General features: G+C 54.9%; 4 protein-coding genes. 2 read left to right on the top strand and 2 right to left on the bottom strand.

Annotated elements, in window-relative coordinates; translation table 11 throughout:
* Positions 1-473 (bottom strand): hypothetical protein (locus LCF60_RS22905; protein WP_292294854.1); only part of this gene is annotated, 473 nt, incomplete at its 3' end.
* A 412-nt stretch (positions 474-885) separates the two neighbouring features.
* Between LCF60_RS22905 and LCF60_RS22900 the strand changes: the two genes are divergently transcribed.
* Together LCF60_RS22900 and LCF60_RS22895 are read left to right on the top strand one after the other, a co-directional pair.
* The gene (locus LCF60_RS22900) at positions 886-1,926 is read left to right on the top strand and encodes a hypothetical protein (protein WP_292294853.1); all 1,041 of its coding nucleotides are present in this window, start codon (positions 886-888) and stop codon (positions 1,924-1,926) included.
* Between the two features lie 3 nt (positions 1,927-1,929).
* On the top strand, positions 1,930-5,568 hold the full coding sequence (locus LCF60_RS22895) for a glycosyltransferase (RefSeq protein WP_292294852.1): 3,639 nt from the start codon (positions 1,930-1,932) through the stop codon (positions 5,566-5,568).
* An 82-nt stretch (positions 5,569-5,650) separates the two neighbouring features.
* Here the strand turns inward: LCF60_RS22895 and LCF60_RS22890 are convergent.
* The coding region (locus LCF60_RS22890; RefSeq protein WP_292294851.1) for a hypothetical protein at positions 5,651-6,453 on the bottom strand (803 nt) is incomplete at its 5' end.

Below are 6,453 nucleotides of genomic sequence, written 5' to 3'. Positions count from 1 at the left end.
TTGTCTTTCAGATCACCTGTGCCGTCTTCACCAGCCGCAATGGCCGCCTCGACATAGGCAACGCCAACGTCGATCTTGTTCTGAAGGATGGCGAGATCATCATCCTGAGCACCACTCATGATATCCAGAATGATCTGGCCGACCTCTACGCCTTCTTCCGTCAACAGCTTGTTAACCCAGAAATTGTCGGGGCCGATGTTGCTGGGATCGCGGTTGAACAGGTTGTTGAAAATGTTCGTGACGAGCGCGATGGCGTCGTCTTCGGTAATTTCGTCTTCAGCGAGCGACGGATAGAGATCAAGGGTCTCGTCCTGCATCACAAACGACCGTGCGACGTCCGCAGGCGTCTGACCCGCGGCGAAGTCTGCAACGTACGCATTCAGGCCGGGGACCGCAGGAGCGCGATCGTAATAGCCGACAAAGATTGCCGTAACCTGCTCTTCAGGTGTCAGCTCAGAGAATATCAAAGCCATGTATCATCTTCCTCTTTAGTTCGGTGCCTGATCTATCCGGCCCCATGAATGATCGTTGTTACCCCTACTTCTCGACCGCCGAGGCGACAAAACAGCGCTCGGAAGCCAAGAGGGCTCAACTGAGACAGGCTTCTAAACCCTTGATTCCCGTCTCACAAGGAGAAATGTATAGCGAAACTTATACCCCTGTATAGTGATTTATATACCCTCCAGCCAGATCGATCTTAAGTTGTTGAATTTGTTTATTTTTTGCACCCCGCGTACAAAACACCTGTTGCACTTGTGACACTTTACGTCTCGCCACGCCAAACTGGTGAATATACTGTTACGTTGGCAGAGCGCTTTCTCGGCAGGAAATCCCCTTGTAATAAGCACTTAGCCAGTTTTAACGTATTCCTTAAGAGGTGTGCTCATGAAACCTGCTTCTCAGGAAGACCTTGCCATCTGCAGTGCGATTTTGCCCTTGATACTGGCGTGGCAAGGTCTCGATAGCGCCGTTGACGTGCTGTCTCTGGATGCAGAGCCAAGTGGACTGGACGGCCTTCTGGCCGCGCAAGGGATCACATTACGCAAAAGCATGAATGAGACGCATGATGGGTGGTCCGTGATCACCAAGTTCGACGCGTGTGATGCGCTCTCTCTGGATGACCTGGAAGCCTGGGCGTCTGAAACTCTCCATCACCTCAAGCCTGGCGGCCTTCTGGTACTGGGCGGAACGGTTCCAGAGCACGCTGCACTTCACCGCCCTGACGCTCATGCATCGCCGGAAGAAACTGCACAGGTCATTCACGGCGCCGGCTTTGCACGTGCCCGTGTGATCTCGCCCGATCTGGCTCCGGACGACAGAAGCCTGTACTCAGCTCTTTACGGGGCAAGCCGGAAATTCGCCGTCGTCGCTCAAAAACATGCATTCGGAAAAACGTTCGATGTGTTCTCACCTGGTTTTCTGCAAATTTCGTCACTGTCGGCATCCAGACGCTTCAAGCATGCTGAAGAAGAGCTTCATGGCCGCATTCATTCCGGTGAAGTGGGCCTGAAACAACGCATCAATCATCTCGACACGACATTCCACACGAGGGCCAGCGCATTTGAAGGCGCCCTGAGCCAAGCCCAAACCTCGCTGCGCAACCAAGCCGAGGAAATCGCACGTCTCCACAATGAGCTCGAGGCGCTGCGGGTCACGCTCAAACGTGCGACACGACGCAGGGGTTTGCGGAAGTTGGCATACGAAATCAAGAAAAAGCTGAAGCTGAAATCTGACGTCCAGCGACCTTCCGGGACCGCTCCACCAACCAGCGCACCCGAAAAGGCCACCGCTGTTCAAGAAACTCAATCGACCGATCGCCTTAGTCGGCAGAATGGCCAAACCACTCTGGCGCCCGTCGAGCCAATTTCGCTATCTGCTCGTGAAATCGCGTTGCGAAATCGTCTCTTTGATGAGCAAGAAACCTAAGACATGCGCCTCTTGATCGATCTGCAATCTGCACAGCACGACCGCCAGAACTGGAGCGCCGGAGCACATCTTCTGGAGCTTGTGGATGCGATGCTGCCGATTGCAGAGCGTGACGGGCACGACATACACCTGCTGCTCAACAACGCCTTTCCAGCCACGATCCCTCCTGTGCAGCGTCGTTATCCAAAGTTGCATGCGCAATATCGCATCCATGTCTTTCAGGGGCTTGAAGCTTCTGATCCGACGACCTCAAACGGGCTTTGGCGCGTGGAGGCATCAAGCCTACTCCGCGACTTCGCAATCGCTGGCCTATCGCCTGATGCGGTCATGTCCCCAAGCCTTTTCCATGATGGCACCAATAACGCCTCACACCCACGCCGACTTGCTCTGTCAGACACGCCTAACCTGGCAATTCACCACGATTTGGTTCGCACAGGAACCGAAACGGTCGAGCCGTCCAGGAACCCGAGTGCGAACCAAGGACACCCTTTCGACGCAGTGATCGCCGTGTCCGAAACAACCCGCCAGAACGCCATGGACGCCTTCAACTGCACCAGGGCTCATACTCAGACCATCCCAGGGGATGCTGGCGCTGAATTCACCCCTCCTGACAGCATGTCTTTGCTGGATATGGAACATCTGCGTGCACGTTACGCACTCTTGCGCCCCTATCTGTTGGCCGTCGGCTCCAAGAGTTGCCCGAGCGCCTTGCAAGACATTGTCAGCGCGTACAACGCTTTGCCGCGCGGAATTATCGATAGCCATGATCTGGTCATCGCCGGAAATTTTTCGGGAAACGAGATCTCGTGCATCCGAGAACACGTCAAAACTCTCTCACTTGATCCCGGTCACGTTCGAATTCTCGACCACGTCTCTGACGAAGATCTGCCTGGCATTTTTGGACTTGCAGAAATCTTCGTAATGCCTGCTGCGAGACAGGGTTTTGGCCTTCCTGCCCTGCAAGCAATCCGGTCGGGAACCTTGGCGCTCGGAGCCAATGCTGCCAGTTTGTCGGACGTCGTCGGAACACCGGAAACCCTGTTTGAACCAGGTGATATTCGATCTCTGACCTCACTGATCCTGCGCGGACTGACGGATGCGGCTTTCCGTGCCAGGATGCAGGACAAGCAGAACCGCAGTGCCGCGCATTTCTCTTGGGAGGCATCTGCGCGCAAGGCCCTGTCTTTGCTGGTAAACTGTGCCCGAATAACCTCTCCTGAGAGCGAATGGTCCCACGTACAGAACCGGTTGGACAAGCTCGAAGACCGAGCCATCGGAGCTCTCAAAGCGCTACCTGAACCGGATGGGGGCCTGAGTGAACAAGATCGCAACGACCTTGCACGGGCTCTGCTCAAAACCAGGCTGGCGACCGAGAACGCCTGGCGTCCACGCAGCGTGCCACAAACGGGTCTGACGTGGCGCCTAGAAGGGCCCTTTGACAGCCATTACAGCCTTGCTTCAGTCAATCGTGAGACAGCCCGTGCTCTCGACAAACAGGGGGTAAAGGTCGCTCTTGTTTCTGCTGAGGGTGATGGGCCGTTCGACCCCGATCCAGACTTCCTCACAGCCCATCCCGACCTCGATGCTCTTCATGCAACTGGACAGCAAAGCACAGCCGAAACAGTCGATATTCTCAGTCGGAACCTGTTCCCGCCACGCGTTTCGGACATGCGCGGTCCGCTTAATCTTCTGCATGGATATGCCTGGGAAGAAACCGGGTTGCCGCAAGACTACACGCGGGACATGACAGCGCATCTGCAAGGACTTTTGGTAACTTCACCCCATGTCAAAAAGCTGTTTGAGGACGCCGGAATTGGATTACCGATCCATGTGGTCGGAAACGGGGTCGATCATCTGGACGTCCCGCATGAGCCTTTGCCGATCACCCTGCCACAGGCAGGCTTTACCTGTCTGCACGTCTCATCCTGCTTTCCTCGCAAGGGCCCCGATGTCCTGCTGAAAAGCTTTGCTCAAGCCTTTGAGGCCGGCGACGATGTGCAGCTGGTGATCAAGACTTTTTCCAATCCGCATAATGACATTGGAGCCCAGGTTTCGGCTCTCCAGGTGACGTATCCGAACCTGCCACCGATCACTGTCGTGGAAGAGCCCCTCACGCCGGGTCAGATGCGAAGCCTTTACGCCGCTGCGGATCTCCTGATCGCCCCCTCCCGGGCCGAAGGTTACTGCCTGCCTGTCGCCGAAGCTGTACTGGCAGGAAAGCCTGTTCTGACGACGGGTTGGGGAGGTCAGAAAATCTTTGCCGGCAACCCTTTGGTGCATTTTGTCGACTACGCATTCGCACCGGCTCAGAGCCATTTGGTGCACTGGGACTCCGTCTGGGCTGAGCCTGATCAGACAGACTTGGCTAACAAGCTGAAGGCTTTCAGATTAGCCCCCAAACCCAGCCAGGAGACATCCACCAAGGCGTCTCACCAAATTCTGACCGATCATACTTGGGAAAAGGTTGCCGAACGCTCGCGAGACGCTGTCCAACGCATTGCCGCGCATGTCCCGAACCTGCCGCCTAGAGTGGGCTGGGTTTCCAGCTACAACACCCGTTGTGGCATCGCGACCTACTCTGCGCATCTTATCGAAGCTTTTCCAGATGAGATCACCGTCTTTGCGTCGCACACGATGGATCGTATCACTTCAGACAACGTCAATATCCGACGCTGTTGGAAGCAAAACGGGCAGGACACCCTCGCGCAGTTGCAGTCTGAAATCCGCACCTCTAATCCACAGGTGCTGGTGATCCAGTTCAACTATGGCTTCTTCAGCTTCCCGCATCTTGGTGCCTTGATTTTGCAGGCAAAAGCAGACGGACGACAGGTCGTGATGATGATGCACGCGACCGATGATAGCGCTGTTCCCCCTGACAGGCAGCTTGCACGCATTCGCCCGGCCCTTGAGGCGTGTGACAAGCTTTTGGTGCATTCACATCATGACCTCAACCATCTGAAATCAATCGGCTTGGAAGACAATGTTTCGCTGTTTCCGCACGGCGTGCCTTACGCTGCCGTGCCTGCTCCGCCCCAAATGTCCCCGGACCGGCCAGTCGTATTAGGAACCTACGGTTTCTTCTTGCCGCCCAAAGGTTTAGACCAGCTGATCGAAGCCGTCGCGCATGTGAGAAACCAAGGTGAAAACGTTGCCTTGGACATGATCAACGCAGAGTTCCCGATCAAGGATTCCGCCGAAGCAATCCAAGCCGCGAGACAGCAAATTCAGGAGCTTGGATTAGACGGGCACGTAAATCTGGAGACAAGATTTCTGGATGACGCCGACAGCTTCTCGCGTATTGCTCAAGCGGACGCGCTGGTTTTCTCCTACCAGAAAACGGCTGAATCCGCCTCCGGGGCAATCCGCCAAGCGCTGGCACTGGATCGCCCTGTTCTGGCGACACCGTTGCGCATTTTCGACGATGTAGAGCCCCTTATCATGCGCCTTCCAGGCACGTCGGCCGAGGATATTGCCCAAGGGATACTGCGCTTGATCCGGGCCCTCCGAAACCCTGAAGCCGAGCCGCAGACAACGGTTCAACTTGATACCATGCGTTCGAATGCAAACCGCTGGCGAGAGAGCCATGCCTATCAGGTACTTGGTCCACGCCTATGGCGACAGATCTGTGCATTGGGTCAGTAAAAAAGCCATTCGTAGCACGCGGTAGATGTATTTGCTTGAGTCGTTGGTTTAATTCTTTGAAATCGCTGGAAATTGCCGTCGCCTAGAGCGCCAAAACCGCGCAGGTATTTCCATGCTTACCCAAGGAGATATGGTTCACAAAGGCTTCCTGTTGGAGATCAAACATTGCAAGCATCGCGTTGCTGTCCATGCGGTCCGCACGGTCTTCGTTGAAACCGTAGCTTACTACAAGCATATTTCCAAAACGCGCTAGCCCACGGGGAAAAGGTATCCCGCCAAGCTTGCCAGAGTCATGGGACGCAGAACTGTATGGGCTTTGTAGAGAAAATCTTTTTTGGCCTCCATCTGCAACAGCGACCCTGACGAGAGCAGACCCACGACTGTCCAGCGTCCAAAACACATCACCCATGGGCACGATATCGTGGCAACACGAGCCCAGATTTTCATATACCTTTGTACATGTCGCGCGACCTTCATGCGCGTCTTTTAAAGACAGACGCATCGCGAAGCTTGGATCGTCCCAGTTGTGCGCAAGCACAAACAGATGATCCCCACCCCTACTCACGCAGTTGATGTGGTAGGCATCGAAAGTGTGATCATCGTGCCGCTTCAGATGGCTTGGTACAGCTTGCGTGATGTCAATGTCATCGCATCCACCAAAGACGCTTTTTCTCCATAAAAACGGGAACTTACTTCCTGTAACAAAGACTGACTTCTGATCGTATTCTATCTCGTGGAGATCGTAGAAATCACTGTGCTCATATCGGATCGGTGTTTGCCGCAGCCGCCCACTAGCCAGTTTCAAGTAAACCCGGATAACGTCTACCGGATCGTCCGGCGTGATTGGCTTCTGCTCGATGTCCGCGTTCCGTTCTGCCGAGAAAA

The organism is Marivita sp. (assembly GCF_020055635.1).
GTDB lineage: Bacteria > Pseudomonadota > Alphaproteobacteria > Rhodobacterales > Rhodobacteraceae > Marivita.
This window is presented reverse-complemented; position numbering and strand designations above follow the sequence as displayed.

Excerpts from the sequence above, each read along its gene's own strand:
- LCF60_RS22900 (WP_292294853.1), top strand. The coding sequence starts at position 886 with ATGAAACCTGCTTCTCAGGAAGACCTTGCCATCTGCAGTGCGATTTTG.
- LCF60_RS22895 (WP_292294852.1), top strand. The coding sequence starts at position 1,930 with ATGCGCCTCTTGATCGATCTGCAATCTGCACAGCACGACCGCCAGAAC.